General features: G+C 68.1%; 18 protein-coding genes. 6 read left to right on the top strand and 12 right to left on the bottom strand.

The genetic code is table 11. From position 1 onward, the window contains the following. Positions 1-43 precede the first annotated feature (43 nt). The 3 genes from ITJ67_RS11105 to cls form a co-directional block, all read right to left on the bottom strand. Positions 44-280, bottom strand: a complete 237-nt coding sequence (locus ITJ67_RS11105) for a DUF3072 domain-containing protein (RefSeq protein WP_104243732.1) — start codon at positions 278-280, stop codon at positions 44-46. 98 nt (positions 281-378) lie between these two features. Continuing rightward, positions 379-1,296: a VOC family protein gene (locus ITJ67_RS11100; RefSeq protein ID WP_194677648.1), complete on the bottom strand. Its 918-nt coding sequence runs from the start codon at positions 1,294-1,296 to the stop codon at positions 379-381. Between the two features lie 125 nt (positions 1,297-1,421). Next, complete coding sequence (cls, locus tag ITJ67_RS11095) at positions 1,422-2,900, bottom strand: cardiolipin synthase (RefSeq protein WP_194677647.1); 1,479 nt, start codon at positions 2,898-2,900, stop codon at positions 1,422-1,424. Between the two features lie 114 nt (positions 2,901-3,014). On the opposite strand from cls, the gene ITJ67_RS11090 reads away from it, so the two are divergent. Then, positions 3,015-3,638, top strand: coding sequence for a TetR/AcrR family transcriptional regulator (locus ITJ67_RS11090; RefSeq protein ID WP_323741448.1), 624 nt, complete (start codon positions 3,015-3,017; stop codon positions 3,636-3,638). 102 nt (positions 3,639-3,740) lie between these two features. Further along, positions 3,741-5,423, top strand: a complete 1,683-nt coding sequence (locus ITJ67_RS11085; RefSeq protein WP_160073704.1) for an MDR family MFS transporter — start codon at positions 3,741-3,743, stop codon at positions 5,421-5,423. Here the strand turns inward: ITJ67_RS11085 and ITJ67_RS11080 are convergent. Continuing rightward, the gene (locus ITJ67_RS11080; RefSeq protein WP_194677646.1) at positions 5,420-6,094 is read right to left on the bottom strand and encodes a hypothetical protein; all 675 of its coding nucleotides are present in this window, start codon (positions 6,092-6,094) and stop codon (positions 5,420-5,422) included. The genes ITJ67_RS11085 and ITJ67_RS11080 overlap by 4 nt on opposite strands. Beyond that, on the bottom strand, positions 6,091-7,614 hold the full coding sequence (locus ITJ67_RS11075; RefSeq protein ID WP_194677645.1) for an HNH endonuclease signature motif containing protein: 1,524 nt from the start codon (positions 7,612-7,614) through the stop codon (positions 6,091-6,093). The genes ITJ67_RS11080 and ITJ67_RS11075 overlap by 4 nt, the downstream gene beginning before the upstream one ends. A gap of 436 nt (positions 7,615-8,050) precedes the next feature. Here ITJ67_RS11075 and ITJ67_RS11070 point away from each other — a divergent pair, with 436 nt between their 5' ends. From ITJ67_RS11070 to ITJ67_RS11060, 3 genes are all read left to right on the top strand, one after another. Continuing rightward, positions 8,051-8,770 (top strand): DedA family protein, encoded by a 720-nt coding sequence (locus ITJ67_RS11070; RefSeq protein WP_160073698.1) that lies wholly within the window; start codon positions 8,051-8,053, stop codon positions 8,768-8,770. Between the two features lie 200 nt (positions 8,771-8,970). Further along, positions 8,971-10,167 carry an MFS transporter gene (locus tag ITJ67_RS11065; RefSeq protein ID WP_194677644.1) on the top strand — a complete coding sequence of 399 codons (1,197 nt, stop codon included), beginning with the start codon at positions 8,971-8,973 and terminating at the stop codon, positions 10,165-10,167. Positions 10,168-10,681: 514 nt separating this feature from the next. Beyond that, the gene (locus ITJ67_RS11060) at positions 10,682-10,888 is read left to right on the top strand and encodes a hypothetical protein (RefSeq protein WP_194677643.1); all 207 of its coding nucleotides are present in this window, start codon (positions 10,682-10,684) and stop codon (positions 10,886-10,888) included. A 112-nt stretch (positions 10,889-11,000) separates the two neighbouring features. Here ITJ67_RS11060 and ITJ67_RS11055 read toward each other — a convergent pair whose 3' ends face one another. The 7 genes from ITJ67_RS11055 to ITJ67_RS11025 all read right to left on the bottom strand — a co-directional run bounded on the left by ITJ67_RS11055 (position 11,001) and on the right by ITJ67_RS11025 (position 18,998). Beyond that, a complete protein-coding gene (locus tag ITJ67_RS11055) occupies positions 11,001-12,479 on the bottom strand; it encodes a GntP family transporter (protein WP_160073692.1) in 1,479 nt (492 codons plus the stop codon). Between the two features lie 75 nt (positions 12,480-12,554). Beyond that, positions 12,555-13,457 carry an NAD(P)-dependent oxidoreductase gene (locus ITJ67_RS11050; protein WP_194677642.1) on the bottom strand — a complete coding sequence of 301 codons (903 nt, stop codon included), beginning with the start codon at positions 13,455-13,457 and terminating at the stop codon, positions 12,555-12,557. Between the two features lie 47 nt (positions 13,458-13,504). Next, entirely contained in the window at positions 13,505-14,983 is a 1,479-nt protein-coding gene (locus tag ITJ67_RS11045) for a four-carbon acid sugar kinase family protein (protein WP_416362318.1), read from the bottom strand. A gap of 239 nt (positions 14,984-15,222) precedes the next feature. After that, positions 15,223-15,930: a FadR/GntR family transcriptional regulator gene (locus tag ITJ67_RS11040; RefSeq protein ID WP_194677640.1), complete on the bottom strand. Its 708-nt coding sequence runs from the start codon at positions 15,928-15,930 to the stop codon at positions 15,223-15,225. A gap of 58 nt (positions 15,931-15,988) precedes the next feature. Next, on the bottom strand, positions 15,989-16,873 hold the full coding sequence (locus ITJ67_RS11035; protein ID WP_160073684.1) for a MerR family transcriptional regulator: 885 nt from the start codon (positions 16,871-16,873) through the stop codon (positions 15,989-15,991). A 117-nt stretch (positions 16,874-16,990) separates the two neighbouring features. After that, on the bottom strand, positions 16,991-18,463 hold the full coding sequence (locus ITJ67_RS11030; protein WP_194677639.1) for an MATE family efflux transporter: 1,473 nt from the start codon (positions 18,461-18,463) through the stop codon (positions 16,991-16,993). Positions 18,464-18,551: 88 nt separating this feature from the next. After that, positions 18,552-18,998 carry a MarR family winged helix-turn-helix transcriptional regulator gene (locus ITJ67_RS11025; protein WP_194677638.1) on the bottom strand — a complete coding sequence of 149 codons (447 nt, stop codon included), beginning with the start codon at positions 18,996-18,998 and terminating at the stop codon, positions 18,552-18,554. Between the two features lie 187 nt (positions 18,999-19,185). Here ITJ67_RS11025 and ITJ67_RS11020 point away from each other — a divergent pair, with 187 nt between their 5' ends. Further along, positions 19,186-21,459 (top strand): FdhF/YdeP family oxidoreductase, encoded by a 2,274-nt coding sequence (locus ITJ67_RS11020; RefSeq protein ID WP_160071554.1) that lies wholly within the window; start codon positions 19,186-19,188, stop codon positions 21,457-21,459. The last annotated feature ends 15 nt before the right edge of the window (positions 21,460-21,474 follow it).

The following is a 21,474-nucleotide window of genomic DNA, read 5'->3' as shown; positions in this document are numbered from 1 at the left end:
CGGTCGCTGAACGCGACCGGCCTGGCCTCTTCTCTTGCCGCGGTCAGCTCTCGCCGCGACCCGTCTTCTGCTGGAGGCGGTCGATGTGCTCTGACGCCTCGGCCTTCGTGATGTCTGCCGGGATCTCTTCGCCAGCCTCTCGTGCAAGCGTGTCGAGGTAGCTGCGCTGCGCGCCGGTCATCGGCTCGTCGCCCGTGACCCAGTTCGACGGGTCCTTCTCCGTGCCGTTCTCATCGGGCTCGGTTGCTCCGAGCATTTCGCCTTCGTGTGTCTCTGCCATACCGGCGACAGTAGGCGGCTCGCCTGGCTGGCGACCCGACGGTTCCTGGGAAGATGTGTTCGAACCCGAGCGCCTCCGACGCCGCACGGTGGTAGGTGTCAGAAGTCGGCGATGACCAGCTTCTTCATCTGCATCATGTGCTCGTAGCCATCCGGTCTCGCCATGAGCTCGCCCATGTTCGTCGGCACGATCTGCCAGCTCACTCCGAACCTGTCCGCAAGCCAGCCGCACTGCTCGGCTTCCGGGACGGCGCTCATCGCGTTCCAGTAGTGGTCGATCTCCGCCTGGTCGGCACAGTCGACCTCAAGTGAGACGCCGCAGTCGAAGCCGAATTCCTGGCCGGCCCCGTTGTCCATGGCGACAAACCACTGGCCTGCGAGCTGGAAGTCGGCGTACATGATGGCGCCCGCCGGAGCGGGACCCGACGGCGCCGGATACTCGGCGACCGTGCCGATGCGCGCATCAGGGAACAGGGAGACGTAGAAGTCGATGGCCTCGCGCGCCCTGTTCTGCGCCGCTGCGCCGAAGAGCAGACTCGGCACGATGAACGGCCGTGCCTCGTCGGCCGTGCTCAGCCCGTCGGGATCGACGAACATGAGCTGCCAGCTCACGCCGTAGCGGTCCTCGACCCAGCCGTAATGCGGGCTGAACGGATACTCCTGCAGCGGCATGAGCACCTTCCCTCCATCGCTGAGCGCAGTCCAGAGCTTGTCGAGGCTCGCTCGCACCGACGTCGTGTCGCCGCCAAGCACGCGCGAGTCGAAGTTGAGCATGAACGAGACCGACGGGTTCGGCCTGAACTGGTCGCCCGCGTTGATGAGCGTGAACCGGTATCCGTCGATCTCCACGCCCACGACGAGCGGCAAGCCCGCGAAGTCCTTCTGGAAGTCGAGGAGATCGGTCTCGGGGTATCGGGCTTCCACTGACGTCGTCGTCTTGGGGAAACTGGAAGCGTAGAACTCGCCCGCTTCTTCGGCATTCTTGTTGAACCAGAGGTTTGGGATGATCTTCTGCATGACTCGCTGCTCCTGCACGCGTCGGCCGATCTGAGCCCAGTCGGGCTCACGCACAAAATTACTCCCGACTGCCGATATCGGCGGCGAGCCCCCTGCTCCAGTGGGAGCAAACACCCAGGGTTCGGCTACTGCAGACCCGCGGTGAGTCTCGCGAGGTTGTCCAGGACGGTCGAGCGCAGCGGCTGCTTCCGCCACTCGAACATCGTCAGCTCTCGCGAGTGCTCGCGGTAGTCCTGCTGCACCTCTCGCAGGTCCTCCACGAAGTCCGCGCTGCGCACCATGAGCGACACTTCGAAGTTCAGCGAGAAGGAGCGCATGTCCATGTTGGACGACCCGATGACGGCGACCTCGTCGTCGATCGTGAAGTGCTTGGCGTGCAGGATGGTGGGCGACTTGTACATCCAGATGCGAACACCCGCGAGCAGCAGGGCCTCGTAGTAGGAGCGCTGCGCGTGATAGACCATGGCCTGGTCGCCGATCTCCGAGACGAACAGCTCGACCACCACCCCGCGTGCCGTTGCGGTCGTGATGGCGTACAGCATCGACTCGTCCGGCACGAAGTACGGGCTCGTGATGATGATCGACTTCTGGGCGACGTAGAGGAGGTTGAGGAAGAGGCGGAGGTTGTTCTCGCTGGGGTACCCGGGGCCGCTCGGCACGATCTGGCAGTCCATCCGCGCTTCCTGCGGCATCGTCTCGACGTCCGTGAGGTCTTCGGGGATGATCGTTCCCGACTCCGAGTACCAGTCGGTGATGAAGACGGCACTGACGGCGTGCACTGCCGGCCCTTCAAGGCGCACCATCAGGTCGTGCCAGTGGAGGCCGCGGCGGATGTTGCCGCGCTTGTTGTACGTCGAGTCGACGACATTCTGCGAGCCGAGGTAGGCGGAGTTGCCGTCGACGATGAGGAGCTTGCGGTGGTTTCGCAGGTCTGGCCGCTGGTACTCGCCGCGCCAGGGGCGGACGGGGAGCATGTAGTGCCACTCGGCGCCGGCCCGCTCGAGGGCCTTGAGCCGCGACAGCGTGTGCTTGCGGTAGCCCGGCACGCGGATGGAGGCGATGTGGTCGAGCAGGATGCGAACACTCACGCCCCGTGCGACCGCCCGGTCGAGGGCATCGAAGATCGGCAGAGTGGTGTGATCGCAGGCGAGGATGTAGAACTCGACGTGCACCCACTTCTCTGCCGTATCGATCTCGGCGGCCATCGCGACGATGGTTGCCTCATAGTCGCCCTGCAGGACGACCTCGTTGTCGCTGATGAGAGGGATGGCCGTGTACGTGCGGTTGAGGGCGACGACGGAGTCGAACCAGGCCGGGTCGCTGTGCCTGGTCGGCTCGACCTCGACGCTCCCGACGGCCATGTTGATGAAGGTCGTGACCTCTTGCTGACGCTCCATGCGCTTCGCGGGAAGGCGGAAGCTGCCGAGGAGGAGGAAGGCGATGACGCCGACGTACGGGATGAGGAAGATGGCCATGAGCCAGGCGATGCCGACGCTCGGCTTCCGATTCCGGGGCACGACGATGATCGCGATGACTCGGATGATCAGGTCGATGATCGCGAAGATCAAGCCAGCGCTGATCGTGATGTGCGGGATCTCGGTCATCGGGTCTCCTCGGGGTACTAGGGGACAGCGTAGGCCAAGGGATGCGCGCGGGCGGGACGTGCATCCACGCTCAGAACTTGTTGCACTTTTCTCAATTAGTGCAATACTGCACTAGTGACGGATAGTGCAATGAACCTGCGGGCTCGCAAGATGGCGCAGACAAGCCGCGACATCTCGTCGATGGCCCGACGCCGCGCCCTCGACGTCGGCCTTCCCGGCTTCACGATCGAGGAGCTCTGCGAGCAGGTCGGCGTCTCCCGAAGGACGTTCTTCAACTACTTCGCATCAAAGGAAGACGCTGTTCTCGGCATCTCGGCCCGACGAGACACGACCCACCTCGACGAGCGTTTCGTTGCGGGGGGCGCCCCGGAAAGCGAGCAGCTGAGCCCGGACCTCCTCGAAGCGCTGACACACCTCGCACTCGAGCGGTGGCGCGAGTCCGACCCGGAGCCGAACTCGGGAGACATCCGCGAAGTCATGGCCGTCATCGACCAGGAGCCGAAGCTCTTCAAGCGGGTGCTCGAGCACATGTCGAGCGACGAGAAGCGGGACGTCGCCCTCGTCGAGCGTCGAGAAGGGCTCCCAGCCGGGGACCTTCGCGCCGCCGCCGCCGTGCAGCTCCTCATGTCCATCATGCGGGCGAGCGCCTTCGAGTTCTTCACGACGGACAACACCGACGACATGGAGACGGTCGTCTTCCGACGAGTCGCCGCCATGCGCGCCGTGCTGCAGCACTGAGGGCGGCGCCGCCCCCTCTTCCTGTCAGACCTCTTCTCCTCTTCCCCTCCTCTCCCCCCCCTCCCTCTCCTTCCGCACCGCACTCCTCGAACGGACTCACGCATGACCACCAGTGCACCGGCGCCAGCAGCGCCGCAGTTCCTGCTTACGAAGCGCAGGATCTGGACCATCTTCGGCGCCCTCATCGCCGGCATGCTCCTCTCGAGCCTCGACCAGACGATCGTCTCGACGGCTATGCCGACGATCGTGGGCGAGCTCGGCGGAGTCGACCACCAGGTGTGGATCACGACCGCCTACCTCCTCGCGACGACCATCGTCATGCCGATCTACGGCAAGTTCGGTGACGTGCTCGGGCGACGGAACCTCTTCCTCATCGCGATCGCGATCTTCACGCTCGCGTCGGTGGGCTGCGCCTTCGCGGACAGCTTCTGGGCGTTCGTGGTGTTCCGCGCCATCCAGGGTCTCGGCGGTGGCGGGCTCATCATCCTGTCGCAGGCGATCATCGCCGACATCGTGCCGGCCAGCGAGCGCGGCAAGTACCTTGGCCCGCTCGGCGCTGTCTTCGGCCTTTCGGCGGTCGGCGGCCCACTACTGGGTGGCTACTTCGTCGACCACCTGACGTGGCAGTGGGCGTTCTACATCAACATCCCGGTCGGCATCGCGGCATTCGTCATCGCCGTGGTGGCGTTGAAGCTGCCGAGCAAGAAGGCGACGAAGCGCATCGACTATCTCGGTGTGATCTTCTTGTCGGCTGCGACGACCTGCCTCATCTTCTTCACCGACTTCGGTGCGGATGCTCAACACGGCTGGGCGTCGATGGTCACGTGGGCGTGGGGCCTCGGCCTCCTCGTGGCGGCGGCGATGTTCGTCTTCGTCGAGTCGCGCGCTGAGGATCCGATCATCCCGCTGGGCCTCTTCAAGAACCCGATCTTCGTGAACGCGACGGCTATCGGCCTGACGCTGGGCATCGGCATGTTCGCGGCGATCGGCTTCGTCCCGACGTTCCTGCAGATGTCGTCTGGCACGTCGGCCGCCGCCTCGGGGCTGCTCATGCTGCCGATGATGGCGGGCCTCATGGGCACGTCCATCGCTTCGGGAATCCTCATCTCGAAGACCGGGCGGTACCGCATCTACCCGATCGTGGGCACGGTGCTGACCGGCCTCGCGATGGTGGCGATGACCACCTTGACGGCGGATACGCCCATTTGGCTCATCTGCGTGTTCCTGTTCTTCTTCGGGGCGGGGCTCGGCCTCATCATGCAGGTTGTTGTCCTGGTCGTTCAGAACGCGGTGCCCGCCGCTGAGATCGGCACGGCGACGAGCACGAACAACTACTTCCGTGAGGTTGGGGCGGCACTCGGCACTGCGGTGTTCGGTGCGATCTTCACAACGCGCCTGACGGAGAACCTCACGTCGGTGTTCACGGCGAGCGGCGCCAGCCCGGCTGATGCGGCGACGGCGACCTCGACGATCGACCCGCAGACGCTCTCGCAGCTGCCGGACGAGGTTCGGGATGGGATCGTCACGGCCTACGCCGATGCTCTGGCCCCCGTGTTCTGGTACCTGGTGCCATTCATAGCGCTCGCGTTCCTGCTGTCGCTCTTCCTGAAGCAGATCCCCCTCTCTGATGTTGCCGGGCTCGTGGCCCGTGGCGAGGCGGTCGGCGGGGAAGAAGCGGAGGAGCTCGACGCTGCGGCTCGGGATCGCCACGAGGCGGTCGGTGGTGCCGCCACGAGCGCGGAGCCGACGAGGCTCGACTCGAACAGCCCGAGGAGCCGCGACTAGCGGGGAGCCGCCGAGAACGCGCGGGCCGCGCGGACGGCTGCTTCGATGTGCATCCCCTCGAAAGGGAGGACCGCATTGAGCGCCTGGGCGGTGAGGTCCGGGCCCAGCTCGGCGCCTCGCCGGACGGCTTCCGCGTCGACCTGCTCGGGAGCTGATTCCGGGTCATCGAGGTCCATGACGGCACCCTCGAACCAGTCGGCGGCGGCGGCGAGCATCTGCTCCTCGCTGAGCACGGGGAGCAGGTGCTTGTCGAGTCCGTCGGCGAGGCCGTGGTCGACGGTGCGCCAGGCTTCCCCGGCGTTCTCGCGCCAGTAGACGAATCCGAGCCAGGGCTGTTCCCCGCCAGTCTCCCAGTGGCGTCCCGATTCCGAGCTGACGGCGGCTTCGACGTGCGCCACTCCCCAGTCGGGCATGCCCGTGATGAGGTCGAGGCCCCGCCTGTGCGTCTCGGAGTGGTCGCGGTCGATGCCGGCGAGGACGGCCCGGCCGTCGGGGAGCGGGGTGAGCCGAGCCCAGCTGCCGCCACCGTCTGAGTAGAACCAGCCGTGCTCGTCGGCGTGGGAGCTGTCGCGACCCTCGCCGAGGATCGCGGTCTCGATGGCTGCCACGAGCGCCCAGCGCCCCCTGATCGCCTCGATGGTCGGAAACTGCTGAGGGCGAAGTGCTGTCATGCGCTCATCTTTCCAAGCGCCTCCTCGGCGCTGCTGGGTGCCGCCTGGAACTGGACCGCGCGCGGAGTCTCGCGGATACGCGCGCGAGCCACCCTGGGGCCGGTTGCCGGTTCGACCTTCCACGCCCGGCTCTGCGCGGGCGAGACGGTGAGTCGCCCCAGGTGCACTTCGTGATGGTGGAAGGTGCAGAGCGCGATGCCGTTCCTCGTGTCGGTGCGTCCGCCGCTCGACCACGGTGTGACGTGGTGGATCTCAACGGTGTCGAAGGGGAGCTCGCACGCGGGTGCCCTGCACCCGCCGTCTCGGGCGAAGACCGCTCTTCGCTGAGCCGGACTGAAGAGTCTTCGCTTGCGGCCGAGCTTGAGGACTTCGCCGTCGTCGTCGACGAGGGCAACCCGAATGATGCCGTCGCAGAGGATGCGCCGTGCTGCCTCGACCGGGACAGGCTCGCCGCTGTGCTCGAGGCGGGAGATGTCCGCCGTCGTCTCGGCGGCTCCCACCAGCCCGGCCCGCGTGACGGTCACGACCAGGGTGGGCGCTTCTCCGCCGGTCCGGGGTGCACCCGGGGACTCGGCGTGCTGAGCAAAGACCGAGACGAGCGCGTCGATGCGCCGCTGAGAGAAGCTGCGCTCGTCCCGGATCTGTGGTTCTTCCTGCGGAGCGAGGCTGCCGCGGGGCTCGTCGTCTGCCTCACACGTCTGCTCTCGCCGCGGCGAGAGATACGCGTCGAGGACACGCATGATGGTCTCGCCCTGTTCCGGGGTCGCCAGGAGCCTGGCCTGCACCATGCCATCAGCGCGACGGGTGAAGGAGAGCCCTCGCTTCGCGGCTTGACGTTCCGCGTTGGGCTCCGCACCGTCCGGGTCGAGGAAGGCCACCCACACGGCGGCCTGCTTGGCCAGACGCTCCGGCGACGCCGGCTCGTCGTCCTCCTGGGTGAGCCCGCAGGCTGCCTGGACGAGTTCGTACTCTGCGCGATCGAGGTCGGCGATGTCGACGCTGCCGTCCGCTTCGCGCAGCCCTGCGACGATCGCCGACGCCTGGGAGAGCGTCACCCTCCCTTCCGCGACAGCGACCGCGACCTGGCTCCGTGCGGGCCGAAGCGTCTCGCCCGTCATGCTGATGCGCTCGCGCGTCGCCTCGGCGACCTCGCGCAGCTTGGCCGCCTCGGCCCGGCGAAGGCCGAAGGTCTGCCGCACGGCCTCGTGCACGGAACGGTACCCACCCCGACGCACCAGAGAACCGGAGAAGGCCACGGGCGTGATCTCGTCTCGCCCGAGCAGCTCGGCCGACATCTCCAAGATCGTCGCGTCGAGCATCCGCTTGCGAGCGGCCAGCTCTTCGAAGGCGGCGAAGAACTCGGCGTCGAGCACCGACGAGACGGACCGTCGCCCATCGATCAGCGCCGTGACGACAGCCGTGGCGGCGACGCCGGACTCTCGCTCGGCAGCTGCAACGCTCGCCGGGAAACCCGACAGGACCCCAGCGCCTGACCCAGCGCCCGCCCCGGACCCAGACACAGACCCGGACCCGGACCCAGACCCAGACCCAGATACTCCACCCAATGCGTACTCGTCGTCGCCCATCGATTCCCCCCTCATCGCCCCGGCAGCCTCTCTCCCAAAGCACTTCTGCCTTTGGATTGACGTGCCGAGCTGGCTTCCCCCGAAGCCAGACCCAGCCTACAGTTCATCGAACCTATATTCGACCCCTGTGGGTAAATCCCACGTCACAGAACAGTAACCGGGTCGCAGCACCGCGAACCGCGCAGACGAGCCTGCTCGCCTGTCAGCACGCATCCGACGCTACATCTCGCCACAGACATTCGACGAGCGAGAGCACCCGGCGGGCGCCCCCTCCAAGCTGTGTTCCTCCCAGGGCGCGCGCGGGATACTCTTTCGATCACCTGTGCTTCACTTACCGACCCTGCATCTCAGCGACTGGACGCATCCTTCCGTGGCTCCCACACTCTTCCCCTGGCTCGACCCTGAAACGATCATTCACGGTGCGGGCCCCTGGGCGCTTCTCGTCGTGTGCCTCATCGTGTTCTCGGAGACCGGCCTCCTCGTCGGCTTCCTGCTGCCCGGCGACACGCTGCTGCTCATCACGGGCCTGCTCGCCTTCTACCCCGGCATCGGCTTCGACATCTGGTGGGTGTGCCTCGCCATCGGATTCGCCGCATTCCTCGGCGGCGAGGTCGGCTACCTGATAGGCCGAAAAGCAGGGCCCCGGATCTTCGAGCGCAAGGAGAGCGGCCTCTTCAGCGTGAAGAACGTCGAGCGGACCAACGCGTTCTTCGAGCGCTTCGGCGGCCTCGCTGTCATCATCGCCCGCTTCGTTCCCGTCGTGCGCACCTTCGCTCCGGTGGCCGCTGGCGTCGGCAAGATGGACTACCGCAAGTACACGATCTACAACCTCATCGGCGCGCTCATCTGGGGCGCCGGCCTCACCTTCGCCGGCTACCTCCTCGGCTACGTGCCGGTGCTCGGCGACTTCATCCGCCAGTACATCGACGTGATCCTGATCGTCGCGGTGCTCGCGACCGTGGTGCCCACGAGCATCCACTACCTCCTGAACTCGCGGAAATCCCGCCGCGAGGCGGAGCAGCGCAGCCGCGATGAAGCGAAGAACCTCTCGCTTGCACCGAAGGACTTCGATCAGAAGCTCGGCGACTGAACGTCGGGAATCCGGCACCAGCTGACCCGGCGCGCGCTGGGCTCCGACGCCCCGCGAACCGCCGATAACAACGAGTGTCGACCTCCCGCGAGACTCGATTCCGGCCGCAGACGGGTGCCTCGAGTGCGACGTAGGCTTGCCTCCGCGGCATGCTCTGCCGCGTCTTTCGACGGCGTTGCAGTGAGGAGTTCGGGTCACCGATGAGCGGCATCTGGCGGTACCAGTCGACCTCGATCCCCCTCCGGCTGGCGAACGCCGGAGCAGTCGTCGCCCTTCCCCTGCTTGCCGTCGAGCAGCTCGGGGACGTCGCCGTCGGCGGCCTCCTCGTCGCCGTCGCCCTCTTCCCGAGCGTCATCGCGGCACCGCTCGTGGGCGCCCTCCTCGACCGGATGCGCCGCCCGAAGCTGCTCCTCATCATCGGGGGGACGATCACGGCGGCCGCCTACCTCTTCGCCTCGCAGCTGGGCACACTGCCGATCGGCGTCATCGCCGTCATCCTCGCGGTCGCCGGCTTCGTGACCCCCGCCTACATGGGCGGCCTCTCGAGTTTCGCGACCGACAACATCGAACCGGCCAGGAAGGCCTACGCGCAGGACGCGCTCTCCTACACGATCGCCTCGGTGGGCGGTCCGGCGCTCGCGGCGCTCGCGATCCCGCTGGCAGGCTCAGCACGACTCGCGATGGTGCTCCTCGCGAGCCTCGCCTTCGTCGGGGCGGTTGCCGGGTTCGGCATCCGGATGCACGCGAAGAACGGCCCGGTGGAAGGCCTCGGGCGGACGATCGCTCGCGGCATGACGTACCTCGTCAAGCACAAGCCGATCGCGATCGTCACGATCGCCGGCACCGTCAGCCAGGTCGCCGGTGGCGCGCTCGGCATCGCCGCCATCGCCATCTCCCTGGAGCGGACCGGCTCCGAGGCGTCCGCCGCCTGGCTCGTCACGGCCTACGCGATCGGCGGCCTCGCGGGCGCCCTCTTCATGGCGGTGAGGACCTGGACCACCAGGGGCCCGGTCTGGGTGATGGGGATGGGCTTCGTCGCCACCGGCGTCTTCCTCCTCATCGCGGTGCCGGCGTTGCCGATCGGGTTCGCGTTCGCAGCCGTCCTCATCTCGGGCCTCTTCGCGGCACCGGCGAACGCCGCCATGATGCTGCTCCGCGACAAGGAGAGCAAGCCGAACGTGCGCTCGCAGGTCTTCACGATCGGCGCCGGCCTGCGGGTCACGGCGGCCGCCGTCGGCGCGGCCATCGCCGGGCTCATCGCGGGCTTCGACGCCGCCTGGCTGATCGCCGGAATGGCCATCATCTGGATCCTCTCCGGCGCGATCCTCTGGTTCTTCCCGAACCCGCCGGCGCGCACGGGCATCATCCCCGTGCAGAAAGGCCCGCGGGCGCCGTAGCGCGGGCCAGCAAGCACCCCTTGATGGCGCCGAAGGCCAAGACGGCGCCGGAGGCCTGGCTCCTCGAACGCAGTCGGTCGCAACCGGTCGCAGTCGGTCGCAACCGGTCGCAGCCGTCAATCGCCGACTGCCCGTTGCCCGCCGGACGCCGCTGAGGAGAGTCAGCTGCCGCGTCCGCGCAGGCAAACGCTGCCAGTCAAGTGGCCCGCAACACGCCCGACGAAAGGGGCACTCGGCTGGCAGCGTTTGCACCCCGGCCGTCGATGACTGCCTGGCCACCATCATGGGTTGCCGAGCATCACCGAGCATCACCGAGCAACGCCAGGGGCCGGCGAAGGCCACCGAGCACACCACCACGGGCCACCCAATTCAATCGAGTTCAACCGAGCCCGCCGCGCTCCACCGCGCCCAGCAAACCCAACCGAGCACGAGGGTGAGCGAGTGCGCCTCCCCGGCCGGCGTGGGAGACTCCCCGGAAGACGCGCGTGCAGCGCCTGAGCGAGCGGAGCATCCCATGACCGAGAACCCCGCAATGGTGGTTGCCGTCATCGTCCTGGGCTTCGCGGCGGTCACGTTCCTCCTGGTGTGGATGCTGCGCGCGGCACCTCGCCCACCGCGCGACTCCGAGCTCTCCCCAGACGAACGCCGCCGACGAGCCGAGAACCCCGGCCCGGCGCCGACGAGCATCCGCTTCGATCACGGCAACAACTCGGGCTACTGAGTCGCGCGACCTCAGCGCGGACGCCAAACGCTGCCAGCCGATGTGCCCTTCACGAACTCGGTGAAGGGCACACCGGCTGGCAGCGATCGCGGTGGTGTTGCGGAAGCCGCAGCTAGGCGACGCCCACGAGCAGCCAGACGACGAAGCAGAGCAGGAAGCCGACGAGGCCGAGCACCGTCGTGAGGACGGTCCACGTGCGGAGGCCGTCCGCGACGCCGAGGCCCAGGTAGCGGGTGACGACCCAGAAGCCGGAGTCGTTGACGTGCGACAGGCCGAGCGCGCCGAAGGCGATCGCGAGGGCGAGCAGCGCGACCTGGATCGTCGAGTACCCGCCGCCGAGGATCGACGCGCTGAGGAGGCCAGCCGTCGTGAGGATCGCGACCGTCGCCGACCCCTGCGCCGCGCGCAGCGCGAGCGAGATGAGGTACGCCATGATCATGAGCGGCATGCCGGTGGCGAGCAGCGTCTCGCTGAGTGCCGTACCGATCCCGCTCTCGGTGAGGACACGGGCGAACGCGCCGCCACCTCCCGTGACGAGGAGGACGACCGCAACTGGGGGCAGCGCCGCTTCGACGACATCGCCGAGCTGCGATGCGCTCCAGCCGCGGCGGATACCGAGGAAGAAGCTCGCGAGCAGCACCGTCACGAGGAGCGCGAACAGTGGGGCTCCGATGAACGCGAGCACGTTGCGGATGGGGTCGCCGGCCGGAAGCAGCGTGGCGCCGACCGTGCCGAGGGCGATCATGATGAGCGGCGTGACGATGAGCGTCATGACCATGCCTGCGCTCGGCGGCGCGACCGTGCGGGCCTTGGTGGCGGTGCCGGTTGCGCCGGACGCGCCACCCTCCGAGCCGGACGCCCCTTCGGCGTCGGCGACAATCGCAGTCGCTTTCTCCGTGCCGAACTCGGCGAACGACTTGGCCGTGGCTGGCAGCATCGTGAAGTTCTTGCGGTTGAGCCACTTCGAGAAGAAGTGCGAGACGACGGCGAGCATGAGGCAGATGGGGAGGCCGATCATGGTCACCCAGCCGAGGTCGGCGCCGAGGATTCCGGCACCTCCGACGATTCCGGGATGCGGGGGCATCGCGACGTGCACGGCGAGCATGATGCCGCCGATCGGCAGCCCGAACTTCACCGGGTCGACGCCTGCCGCCTTACAGAAGCCGTAGATGATCGGCACGAGGATGATGAACCCGACGTCGAAGAACACGGGGATCGCGAGCACGAGCGCGGCGGCCGTGAGGGCACCGGCGACGCGCTTCGGCCCGAGCAGCTTCGTGAAGCGCCCGGCGAGGCTGGAGGCACCGCCGGAGATCTCGATGATCTTCCCGAGCATCGCGCCCAGCGCGACGAGGATCGCGACCGAGCCGAGCACACCGCCCATTCCGGCGATGATCGACTCGATGATGCCGATGCGTGCCGGTTCGAGTTCCGTCTCGGGCACCGTCACGAGCGGCAGCCCCGTCGCGAGGCCCAGAAGGACGCTCACGATGAGCAGCGCCAGGAAGGCGTGCACCTTGAGTTTGATGATCAGCAGCAGGAGGAGGCCGATGCCTCCGGCTGCTATCGCGAGCAGTAGGAATGTAGACAAGTCCGTCTCCTTTGACGAGTGCGCCGACGAGGGCGCTGACGAAAGCGTTGTTTGGGTGAGAGCGGGGGCTCTTGCTTACGAGTCGGTGGTCTTCGGGGCGAGGGCGAGGATGACGGCTGAGTCGTCGGACGCGCCGAGTCCCTGTGCCTGTCCCAGGAGGTACAGCTGCTCGGCGGCGGCGGCGACTGGCGTCGGGAGTCCGACGGCGCGACTCGCCTTGCCGACGATGCCCATGTCCTTCACGAAGATATCGAGGCGGCTGAGCACTTCGGCGCCGTCCTCGTCGTAGGCCTCGAGGATGCGAGGGCCACGGTTCGCGAGCATGAACGAGCCCGCTGCTCCGGCGCCGAGCGTCTCGAGGGTCTTGGCCGGGTCGAGCCCGAGGCGCTCGGCGAGTGCAAGCGCTTCCGCTGCGGCCGCGATGTGCACACCGCAGAGCAGCTGGTTGACGGTCTTGAGCGCCTGACCGTCACCAGGGCGGTCTCCGACCACGGTGAGGGTGGATGCGAGGAGGCCGAGCACGGGCTGCGCCTTCTCTCGCGCTGCCGGCGTCGCACCGACGACGATGAGCAGGTCGCCCTCGCCCGCGCGGACGGGGCCGCCGGAGAGGGGCGCATCCACGAGCTCGACCGAGTGCTGCTCGAGGCGAGCGACGACGTCGGCGATGCCGTCGGTTCCGACGGTGCTCGTGAGGATCACGACTGCGCCCTCGTCGAGCTTGTCGGCGATACCGTTCTCACCGAAGAGCACGTCGTGCAGCTGCTCGCCGTTGCGGACGGCGAGGAGGACCGCGTCGACCCCGGCGACCGCGCTCGCCGCGGAGGCGTGCGGCACGATGCCCGCGCCGGCCGCGAGGTTGAGGCGCGGCTGCGCGATGTCGAAGCCGTTGACCGTGAGCTGGCTGCTGAGGCGGGTCGCCATCGGCAGGCCCATCGCGCCGAGCCCGAGGACGGCGACGGAGTAGGTGGAGGAGGTCATGGTTGCTCGTTTCTCGGTGCTGGTTGAGATGTCAGCGCTGTTGCTGATCAGTTGGATGCGGATGCGGGTGCGGATGCGGATGCGTCTACGTCGGCGGCGGCGCTCGCGTGGAACTTCTCGACGACCCGCGCGAGCGAGTCCTCGTCGCCGACGTTGCCGGCGAACACGACGTAGGGAATGCCGTCGGCCGGTCCCCCGACCGCCTGCCAGAGGGAGACGATGCCGGGCAGCATGGGGCCGCGGACGACGGCGTGACGGATCTCGAGGCCGTTCGTGGCGACGTCGCTCGAGGTGATGCCGCCCTTCGCGATGACGAAGCTCGGCGGCGTCACGCGGAGCGCGTGCGCGACGACCTCGCAGACGGCGGACGAGACGCCTCTGGAGATGGCGAGGGATGCGTCCGCATCGTCGGTCTTCACGAGCTCGCGGCTCGTGTGGAGGATCACGTCGCCGCTCGCGAGCGCTTCGACGACGCGAGCCTTCGCCTCGCCGAGGTGCGCGTCTCGGGCGTCCGCGTCGATGATCGCCGAGACGGACAGCTCGACGGTCGGCAGGTGGGGATGCTCGGTCCGGAGGGCTGCGAGCTGACGTGTCGTGAGGTCGACGTGCGAGCCGACGACGATCAGACCGCCGGCAGCGGAGCCGGTCACCCGATCGCTCGCCAGCTGCGCCGGAGCGAGTGGAGATGCGATCTCCTGCCCGATGCGGGCTCGCACGAACGGCGGCCCGACTCGGTAGAGGAACTGCTTGCCGTCGGCCTCCGCGAGCTCGAGCCCGAGGGCGACGATGCGGATGTCGTCCTCGATGACCACGTCGACGACGATCGGCTGACCGTCATGCGCATCCTGCAGCACGGTTGCGACCGCTTCGGGGCCGCGACGGATGATGTCGAGCGAGAGCACGGTCACGTCTGCGGCGGCCCAGCGGCCCTTCGTCTTCTCCTCGACCCATTCGGGGAGCGCGGAGCTGCGGAAGCCGAACGTCGCATCCTTCGCGAACTCCGTCTCGGCGACCGGCACGAGCTCTCCGCTCTGCCGGTAGTAGTGGACGCCCCCGATCGTGACCCTGCCCGCGTCGGGGAAGGCCGGAACGATGAGGACGCCGTCCGGCACCGGGCCGCCGAGCTCGGCGAGCGTTGCCGCGATGACGTCGGTCTCGAGGGGGAAGTGCCCGCGCAGTGTGCTGTCGCCGCGGCTCACGAAGGCGATTCGGCGCTCGAGGCGCTCCGCCGCCGCGAGCGCTGCCGTCACGATCTCGCGGTTGCGTGCGGCGGCGGATTCGGCATCGAGGCTGCGCGTGTTCGTGAGGACGTATACGGCGTCGCGGCCCTGTTCGAGCGCCCAGACGAGGTCGTCCTGCTCCCAGCGGGTGAGGACGGGAAGGTCGGCGACGGACTGCGTCCCGGTGGGGTCGTCGTCGAGCACGATGAGGGTCACTCCGGATTCGCGGACCCGGTCGGCGACCTCCGCAGCGTCGACGCGCACTGGGGCGGGGTACTGCTCGAGCAGTCGGGTTTCATCCATCAGAGAACTCCCTTGTAATCGGATATCAGATATCTTGCGCTCGCCGCAGGAGGGTTGTCAAGGAGATATCTGATATCCCACCGTGGGGACCCTGCTGAAGACGCCTGCGACACTCTGCCGACGGGAGATCACACCCGCCCGCCCACGTGCTCAGCGGCAGTTGCGAGGCGCTGGTGCGTCAGGAGACAGTCGACGATCACGCGGTCGCCAGTCCTCCTGCCGGCAGTCCCGCAACCCGTCGGTCAGGCTCGAGGCGTGAGCACGTACTCCTGCAAGTCATCCGCCGTCTGCTGCATGTGCGACTCCATCGCCGCTCGCGCGGCTGAGCCGTCGCCGGAGCGCAGCGCCTCGAGGATCCCCGCATGCTCGCGGATGGCGTTCACCTGCACCTGCGGCACCGCCGAGGTCTCGTAGCGGCGCTCGTACATGAACTTCCCGAGCGGCTCGAGCAGCACACGCAGGAACGGGTTGCCGCTCGCCCGCAGCACGACATCGTGGAACGCGATGTCGGCGGTGACGAAGGTGTGCACGTCGTTCGCGGCGCTCGCCGCACGCATCTCCTCGAGGTACCCCTCGAGCTTCTCGAGGTCTTCGGTGGTGCGCAGCGGGGCCGCGAGCTCGCAGGCACCCGTCTCGATCATCCGCCGAAGCTGGACGAGCTGCACCGAGGCCTGTGCCTTGCCGCCGGTCGATGTCGCGGCGCGCAGGAGCGGCTCGATGCCGGTCCAGTCCTCCATGGGAAGCACACGACCGCGAGTGCCGGGAACGGGCTGCACGACCCCCTGCGCCTGCAGCGTCTTGAGGGCCTCGCGCAGCGTGAGGCGGTTCACACCGAGCCGCTCGGCGAGGTCGATCTCACGCGGCAACGGCGCCCCCTGGGGCAGCTCGCCCGAGATGATGTCATCGAGGAGCCGGTCGCTGACCGACTGAACAAGCGACGCTCTCGCCATGGTGACCTCCGAACTGGCAATGCTAGTGGGCGCGTCCGGACAGCAGCTCACGCGAGCGTCACGGCAGCGTCACGGCGACCTCCACGACGACGTCGTTCGCATCCTCTCCGATGACACGCTGGCGCACCTCCGGCGACGTGAGCGCCACCCCACGCTCCGCGAGCGCGTCGAAGAGGGCCACCACGGCCGGATGCACGGAGCCCTCCGGCAGATCGGCGCCGTGCGACCGCCAGATGGCCACGAGATCGGTTCGCGGCGGCAGCTCATCCGCGAGGATGCGGCCGTCGTCCCACGACGCGTCGTCGACTTCCGGGAGGCGCGCGACCGGCCAGCAGAGGAGCATCTGCACCTCGGATGCTCTCGCCGTGCTGCCCGGGGCCTCACGAAAGGAGGTCCAGAACCCGGGCCCCGGCTCGAGCCCAGCCTCGACACTGCGCCGATGCAGTTCGGTGAATTCCCGGTTCGCGTCCTCATCGCTCGGCACCGCACCGTCCCCGTTACCGTCCCCGCCGTCCCCGTCCCCGAGATCACCCCCGGCCGCGTCGAGGTCAGCGGGCAACGGGATGACACGCGCGACGAACGGCGTGGACCCGAGTCGGCGCTCCTCGACGACAACCGGGCGCGCGAAGGCGGTGAGCACGGTGTCCGCAGCGGTCAGAGCCGCATCCTCGGCATCACGCTTCCGCAGCACCTCCGCGCGGTGGCGGAGCAGCACGTCGGCCGCGTCGCCGTCTCGGAGTGCCCTCGCGGCGGCGGGCAGCGGCACGCCGGCCGCCCGCAGCGCCCGCAGGAGGGCACCGTCGCGCACCTGGGATTCGGCGTACCTGCGGTACCCGGTCACCGCATCCACCTCGAACGGGACGAGCGCCTTCGTCTCGTCGTAGTGGCGCAGCGCCTTCACGCTGATGCCGGTCGTGTTCGCGAATTCCCCGATGGTGAGCATGCCTCAAGCCTGCCGCCTCCCGTAGGAGGAGAGTCAAGCCAGGGCACTCCGCAGATCTGCCCGGTTGGGCCAGACGCCTCGAACTCGCTGGCATACGGCTCGAGATGCGAGGCCCGATCAGCCCGCAGCCATCTCGAGCGCCTCCTCCGCACGCTCGGCGCTGCCCTCCGCGAGGCCGCGCTTGAGCGCCGGAGCCAACACGACGCACAGGCCCATCCCGACAGCGAGCACCGCGACCTCGGTGACGGTGAGCGCCCAGATGATGCCGGGCAGGCCGAACCAGATGCTCCCTGCGATCACAACCGGGATGAACAGCACCCCTTGAGCGGCCGACATGATGGTCGCGGGCAGGGCGCGGCCGGTTGCCTGGAAGAGAGAAGTGATGAGGCCGGTGAAGCCGTTCGCGATCATCGCGATGAGCTGCGCCGCGAGCACCACGACGCCGATCGCGAGCACGGATGCGTCGGCCACGAAGAGCGCGAACACCTGCTCGCGGAAGCACAGCACGAGGGTGGCCGCGAGTGCAGCGACCGCGCCGACCGTGATGGCGGATGCTCGCAGCGCGGATCCGAAGCGTGCGCCGTCACCCTTGCCGTACGAGTAGGCCAGCAGCGGCAGCACGCCGAGCGTGACACCCATGATGAGGAACTCGGGCACCTGAGCGATACGCACGGCGACGCCCATCGCGGCGAGCGGCCCCTCGCCGTAGGCCGCGGCGAGGTTGTTGAGCACCAGCGCCGTGACGATGAGGAAAGCGGACTGCAGCAGCGTGCCGATGCCGACGCCGAGGACCGGCTTCTGCACTGAGCCTGCGAGGGTGAACCAGCGCGGAGAGAGGCTCACGTGCTCGCTGTTGCGCGTGAGCCAGAGAACGAAGTACACGACGACGACGAGGTTCGCGAGGCCCGTCGCCACTGCCGCCCCCGCCACTCCCCAGTTGAGCACCAGGATGAACAGCGCGTCGAGGGCGAGGTTCACGACGGCGGACAGTATCAGCGCGACCATGACCTGCTTCGCCGCGCCTTCCGCCCGGACGAGCTGCTCGAGGCAGACCGCCGCGGCGAGGACGGGCACGAAGCCGAGCAGCACCCCGACGAAGGCAGCCGTGGGCGCGGCCACCGATGCGTCGGCGCCGAGCAGCGAGACGAGCGGCGACAGGAACACGAGCCCGATGGCGGCGACCACGGCCCCCACGATCACCGAGCCCCAGAGTGAGTAGGACGCGACCCGCTTGATGCTCGCCGCCTTCGAGGGGTCTCGTTCGGCCCCGCCGAGGAGGCGCGACACGAGCGCCCCTCCCCCGACCCCGAAGACGTTCCCGACCCCCATGACGAGGATGAGGATCGGTGAGCCCAGGGTGATGGCCGCCAGCAGGGCCGTGTCGTCGAGCGAGCCGATGAATCCCGCATTGGTGAGGTTGTAGATCGCCCCGACGATCATCGCGGCCGCCATGGGCACGCAGAGGTGCAGGAGTGCGCTGACGATCGGTGCCGACGAGAGGTACCAGCGGTTCGTGTGCGCCGCATCCGGGGTGGCCTCACGGGCCGCCGACAGATCGGCCTTGGCTTCGGTTTCTGGTGGTGTGCTCATGGTTGCTTCTTTCTGGGCAGGACGGAGCGCGCGCCGACACTCGTCGGCACGTGGGGGGGGGCGCGACTCGGTCGCGCGTCTCGAAGGGCTAGTCGCGCACTGGCTGCGGGAGCTGAGCCGTGATCTTGGCGAGCAGCGCCTCGAACGCGACTCGCTCGTCGGGGTCGAGCGGCGCGAGGATCGTCTCGTCTGCGGCGATCATGGCCTCCTCGAAGCCCGCGATGAGCTCGGCTCCCGCAGGCGTTGCATAGACGCGCTTGGTGCGCTCGTCGCCACCCTCGGTTCGGCGTTCGATGAGCCCTCGCCCTTCAAGGCCGCGAAGCAGACTCGAGACGCTCGCGGGGGTCGTGCGACTCATTCGAGCGAGCTCCGATTGGCTCGCCCCTGGGCTCTGCACGAGGTAGCCGAGCACGAAGCTCTGCGGCCGGGTGAGCTCGCGCTCACGTGTCCAGTCTTCCCCGGCCTTCATCTGCGCCCAGCTGATCCATCGAACGAACTCGAGGGGCGTGCGTGGGGCTGGCGCTTTATTCGACATAGTTAGAACTATTACAGTTAGACTTCTAACTGTCAAGATGGCACAGCCTGGAACACGCGCCTCACGCGTAGACTGGGCTGATTCCCCGGGAGGAGCAACGATGCCCGAACCGAAGCATCCAGAGAAGCGCGCGAAGCCCGAAGCCGGCGTGACGCGCATCGTCGAGAACATCGACGAGACCGCCGCCATGTTCTCCGAGCCGAAGATCACCGCCGTCGGCATCCCCGCCGTACTGAACTCGCTCAAGGTGACGACCGCGCAGATGGGCCCAGCCCGCACGGCCCGCACCCTGCTGCGCATCAACCAGAAGGACGGCTTCGACTGCCCCGGATGCGCGTGGCCGGAGGGCAAGCACCGCAGCCCGGCCGAGTTCTGCGAGAACGGCGCGAAGGCCGTCGCCGAAGAAGCGACGAAGAGACGCGTTCCCCCGAGCTTCTTCGCCGAGCACTCCATCGAGGAGCTGCGCACCTGGGACGACTACTCGCTCGGCCAGCAGGGCCGCCTCACTCACCCGATGCTCCTCGAAGAGGGCGGCACGCACTACCGGGCCGTGAGCTGGGACGACGCGTTCGACATCATCGCCGACGAGTTCGCGCAGATGTCGAGCCCAGACGAGGCGATCTTCTACACCTCAGGCCGCACCTCGAACGAGGCGGCGTTCGTGTACCAGCTGTTCGTGCGCGGCCTCGGCACGAACAACCTCCCCGACTGCTCCAACATGTGCCACGAGTCGAGCGGTTCCGCGCTCGGCGAGACGCTCGGCATCGGCAAGGGCTCGGTGAGCCTCGAGGACCTCCACGAGGCGGACCTCATCATCATCGCCGGCCAGAACCCCGGCACGAACCACCCGCGCATGCTCACCGCCCTCGAGAAGGCGAAGCTCAACGGCGGCAAGATCATCGCCGTGAACCCGCTGCCCGAGGCGGCGCTCATGCGGTACGAGAATCCGCAGACCGTGCGCGGCATGGTGCTCGGCGGCACCGCCCTCAACGACCTGTTCCTGCAGATCAAGCTGGGCGGCGACCAGGCTCTGTTCCAGGCGCTCGGCCGCATCCTGCTCGACGCCGAGGAGGCGAACCCCGGCACCGTCTTCGACCACGACTTCATCGCGGCGAAGACGTCGGGTGTGGATGCGTACCTCGAGTCCCTCCGCACGCTCGACTGGGCGGAGATCGAGACCGCGACCGGGCTGAGCGAAGCGGAGATCCGCGAGGCAGGCGAGCTGCTGCTCGCCTCGAAATCGACGATCGTCTGCTGGGCGATGGGCCTCACCCAGCACAAGCACTCGGTGCCGACGCTGCGCGACTGCGTCAACCTGCTCCTCCTGCAGGGCAACATCGGCAAGCCTGGCGCGGGCGTCTGCCCCGTGCGCGGGCACTCGAACGTGCAGGGCGACCGCACGATGGGCATCTTCGAGCGGATGCCCGAGTCGTTCCACGACAAGCTCGACGCCGAGTTCTCGTTCGCGTCTCCCCGCGAGCACGGCTACGACACGGTCGAGGCGATCCGCGCCATGCGCGACGGCAAGGCCCGCGTCTTCATGGCCATGGGCGGCAACTTCTCCAGGGCGACACCCGACACGGCAGTGACGGAGGCAGCCATGGAGTCGCTTGCCCTCACGGTGCAGGTATCGACGAAGCTGAACCGCTCGCACGTCGCAACGGGACGCCGAGCACTCATCCTCCCCACTCTCGGGCGCACGGAACGCGACCGGCAGGCGGGCGGCACGCAGCGCGTGACCGTCGAGGACTCGATGAGCGCCGTGCATGCCTCCCACGGACGGCTCGAGCCGGCGAGCGACGAACTGCTCAGCGAGGTCGCCATCGTGACGATGCTCGCCGAGCGGGTCCTGACACGTTCGCGCCCGAACGTGCCGCAGGTGAACTGGGCCGAGCTGCGCGCCGACTACGCGAACGTGCGCGCATCCATCTCCCGGGTCATCCCCGGGTTCGAGGACTTCGAGGCGAAGATCGACGAGCCCGGCGGGTTCATCCTGCCGAACGGACCGCGCGACGGCCGCGACTTCTCGAGCATCGGCGGCACCGCGAAGTTCACTGCCAACGAGCTCGAGTACCCGAAGGTTCCCGAGGGTCGCCTGCTGCTGCAGACGCTGCGCTCGCACGACCAGTTCAACACCACCATCTACGGCAAGGACGACCGGTACCGGGGCGTGAAGAGCGCCAGGAGGGTCGTCTTCGTCAACGAAGCGGATGCACGGGACCGCGGCCTCGCCGACGGCGACCACGTCGACATCGTCTCGGAGTGGCCAGGCCGCGACGGGTCGCTCGAAGAGCGCCGCAGCGAACGCCACCGCATCGTCGTCTACTCCACCCCGCGCGGCTGCGTCGCCGCGTACTACCCGGAGACGAACGTGCTCGTGCCGCTCGACTCGACCGCCGATGTCAGCAATACGCCGACCTCGAAGTCGATCGTGGTTCGACTGGAGAAGCTCGACAGCTGACGCGAGCTTCTCCCC

The sequence above is a fragment of the Pseudoclavibacter sp. VKM Ac-2867 genome (genome assembly GCF_015351275.1).
Taxonomy (GTDB): Bacteria; Actinomycetota; Actinomycetes; order Actinomycetales; family Microbacteriaceae; genus Pseudoclavibacter.
This window is presented reverse-complemented; position numbering and strand designations above follow the sequence as displayed.

Excerpts from the sequence above, each read along its gene's own strand:
- ITJ67_RS11105 (WP_104243732.1), bottom strand. The coding sequence starts at position 280 with ATGGCAGAGACACACGAAGGCGAAATGCTCGGAGCAACCGAGCCCGAT.
- ITJ67_RS11100 (WP_194677648.1), bottom strand. The coding sequence starts at position 1,296 with ATGCAGAAGATCATCCCAAACCTCTGGTTCAACAAGAATGCCGAAGAA.
- cls (WP_194677647.1), bottom strand. The coding sequence starts at position 2,900 with ATGACCGAGATCCCGCACATCACGATCAGCGCTGGCTTGATCTTCGCG.
- ITJ67_RS11085 (WP_160073704.1), top strand. The coding sequence starts at position 3,741 with ATGACCACCAGTGCACCGGCGCCAGCAGCGCCGCAGTTCCTGCTTACG.
- ITJ67_RS11080 (WP_194677646.1), bottom strand. The coding sequence starts at position 6,094 with ATGACAGCACTTCGCCCTCAGCAGTTTCCGACCATCGAGGCGATCAGG.
- ITJ67_RS11065 (WP_194677644.1), top strand. The coding sequence starts at position 8,971 with ATGAGCGGCATCTGGCGGTACCAGTCGACCTCGATCCCCCTCCGGCTG.
- ITJ67_RS11060 (WP_194677643.1), top strand. The coding sequence starts at position 10,682 with ATGACCGAGAACCCCGCAATGGTGGTTGCCGTCATCGTCCTGGGCTTC.
- ITJ67_RS11050 (WP_194677642.1), bottom strand. The coding sequence starts at position 13,457 with ATGACCTCCTCCACCTACTCCGTCGCCGTCCTCGGGCTCGGCGCGATG.
- ITJ67_RS11040 (WP_194677640.1), bottom strand. The coding sequence starts at position 15,930 with ATGGCGAGAGCGTCGCTTGTTCAGTCGGTCAGCGACCGGCTCCTCGAT.
- ITJ67_RS11035 (WP_160073684.1), bottom strand. The coding sequence starts at position 16,873 with ATGCTCACCATCGGGGAATTCGCGAACACGACCGGCATCAGCGTGAAG.
- ITJ67_RS11030 (WP_194677639.1), bottom strand. The coding sequence starts at position 18,463 with ATGAGCACACCACCAGAAACCGAAGCCAAGGCCGATCTGTCGGCGGCC.
- ITJ67_RS11025 (WP_194677638.1), bottom strand. The coding sequence starts at position 18,998 with ATGTCGAATAAAGCGCCAGCCCCACGCACGCCCCTCGAGTTCGTTCGA.
- ITJ67_RS11020 (WP_160071554.1), top strand. The coding sequence starts at position 19,186 with ATGTTCTCCGAGCCGAAGATCACCGCCGTCGGCATCCCCGCCGTACTG.